This window comes from Streptomyces bambusae (genome assembly GCF_019400985.1).
Classification (GTDB): Bacteria; Actinomycetota; Actinomycetes; order Streptomycetales; family Streptomycetaceae; genus Streptomyces; species Streptomyces bambusae_A.
The window spans coordinates 1-2,270 of record NZ_WTFF01000570.1; the positions used below are offsets into that span (position 1 = coordinate 1).

Below are 2,270 nucleotides of genomic sequence, written 5' to 3' on the forward strand. Positions count from 1 at the left end.
CCGCAGCACCCCGCCCGTGCAGGCCGCCGCCCCGCCCGTGCCGGCCGCCGCCCCGCCCGTGCCGGCCGCTACCCCGCGCTGCGGGTGGCGGCCCTCTCCTGCCACTCCCGGCCGATCGACCGCATCAGCGCCGGGTACACGCCGAGGTAGCGGAACGGCTTGATGCCCGCCATGTACAGGGCCCCGAGCGGCCCGTTCGGCTTCACCAGGACGGCCATCTGGCCGCGGTAGCCCCCCGAGCCGTCCGGGACCCACCCGATGTGCATCACCCCGTGCATGGTCCGGTTGGCGATCTCGGCCGCCCATTCGTCGTGCAGCTGGTAGACGGAGGTGAAGGGGGCCGAGGGGAGGTCGGGGCCGCGGGGAGCCTCGCGCAGGTCGGCCGGCAGCCGGTCGCGCAGGGTCGCCACGCGGGCGTCGAGGCCTCCGTCGGGGGAGTCCCAGCCGAACCACTTGCCGAGCTTCCAGCGGAGCGCGAAGAGCAGCCGCGGCACGGGGGAGTCGGCGAACACCCCGTCCCGCTCGCCCGTTCCGCCCCGGCCGGCGGCGAACTGCCGTACCAGGTGGGCGAGATCGTCGGGTCCGCCCGGCGTGGGCATGGCCCAGACGTCCTCCAGGCGGAAGTCGGGGGCGACCTCGTGGATGCGCCAGGGCCGGGAGGTGTGGGCGGTGCTGGGGAGTCTCATGAACGTGCCCCTGTCTATACGATGGCGTATAGATCAAGGGTAGACCTGGATATACGGCGCCGTACAGTCGGGGTCGCGCGTGAGGAGGGACACACCATGGGGGCGACCCGGACACCCCGGGAACGGTGGATCGAGGAAGGCCTGCGGGCCCTGACCGCCGGCGGCCCGGAGGCCGTCCGCATCGAGGTGCTGGCGCAGGCACTGGGCGTCACCAAGGGCGGCTTCTACGGGTACTTCCGCAACCGGGCCGCGCTGCTCGAGGAGATGCTCGACACCTGGGAGTACGAGGTCGCCGAGGCGGTCATCGAGCGGGTCGAGAGCGGCGGGGGCGACGCAAGGACCAGGCTGGAGCGGCTGTTCGCCTTCGTCGCGGCGGCCGACGGGCCGATGACGGGCGTCGCCGCGGACCTGGCCGTCCGCGACTGGGCCCGCCGGGACGAGGACGTCGCCGCACGGCTGCGCCGCGTCGACAACCGGCGCATGGACTACCTGCGTTCCCTCTTCGGCTCCTTCTGCGCCGACGAGGACGAGGTCGAGGCCCGCTGCATGCTCGCCGTCTCGGTACGCATCGGCAGCCACTACGTCGCCGCGGACCACCGGGGGCGCAGCCGGGCCGAGGTGATGGAGCTGATCAGGCGGCGACTGCTGATGTGAAGGCGGCGGTGCGCGGCCCGGTTTCTTCGCGCAGGTCCGCGTGCAGGTCTGCGCGCGGGCAGATCCCCGGGCAGGTGTTCCGGACGGGAAGCGGGTGGCCGCCGGCCTCGGGCGCGCCCGGATATGAGTACCTTCTGTTCATGCACATCGATGGGGCAGGTCAGCGGCAGCGGGGGCATGTTCTTCTCATAGCGGGGGACGCCGCCGTCCGGCGGCGCTCGGTGCAGGTCGCACCGAGCGCGAACCTGGCCGCGCTGGCCGTGGTGCCGCCCGAGGTCCTGCTGAACAGTCACGTCCCCAGCGACACCACGTACCTGGACGGCGCCCGCGACCCGAACACCGTGCTCATGCGGCTGCGGGCCGCCGCCGCGACCCCGGGCCCGCTGCTGGTCTACCTCTCGGGCCGGCTCACCCTCGACCGCCGCGGCCGCCGGCTCCACCTCGCGCTGGCGGGTTCCACGAGCTCCACCGTGCGCTACACGGCGCTGCCCTGGGAGTGGCTGAGCGGCGAACTGCGTGCCCGGCCGGCCGGGCTGACCGCGCTGGTGCTCGACCTCGTCGCGGACAAGGCCGCCTGGCCCGCGCTCCAGGAGTACGGCACCCTGCCCGTCACCGCCCCGGCGGAGGTCTACGGGGTGGTCGTGCCGCCCGCGTTCGCCGGCGGGGCGGAGGCCGTCAGCACGTACACCCGGGCCTGGATCGACGAGCTGCGCCGCATGCCGAGCCGGCCCACCAACGCCCAGCTGCACGCCTTCGCGGTGGCCTCCGCGGCGCTGCCGCCCGGCACGCTCGTCCTGCCGCCCACCCGGGAACTGACCGCGCCGGCCGACATGTCGGCCGGCGCGGTCCGCGGGCCCCACCCGGTCTGTCTCTTATACCCATCCGACGCTGCCGACGACCTTCCGCGTGCTGCTCTGGCGTGCTTCTCTT

2 protein-coding genes and 1 pseudogene are annotated in these 2,270 nt (G+C 74.0%); 2 read left to right on the forward strand and 1 reads right to left on the reverse strand.

All coding sequences use genetic code 11. The features are described 5' to 3' along the window. Nucleotides 1-68: 68 nt before the first annotated feature. Nucleotides 69-686, reverse strand: coding sequence for a DUF2867 domain-containing protein (locus GPJ59_RS35620; protein WP_219672269.1), 618 nt, complete (start codon nucleotides 684-686; stop codon nucleotides 69-71). Nucleotides 687-782: 96 nt separating this feature from the next. On the opposite strand from GPJ59_RS35620, the gene GPJ59_RS35625 reads away from it, so the two are divergent. Continuing rightward, nucleotides 783-1,340, forward strand: coding sequence for a TetR/AcrR family transcriptional regulator (locus tag GPJ59_RS35625; protein ID WP_219672270.1), 558 nt, complete (start codon nucleotides 783-785; stop codon nucleotides 1,338-1,340). A gap of 140 nt (nucleotides 1,341-1,480) precedes the next feature. After that, nucleotides 1,481-2,270: pseudogene (locus GPJ59_RS35630) on the forward strand (hypothetical protein); the annotation flags it as partial.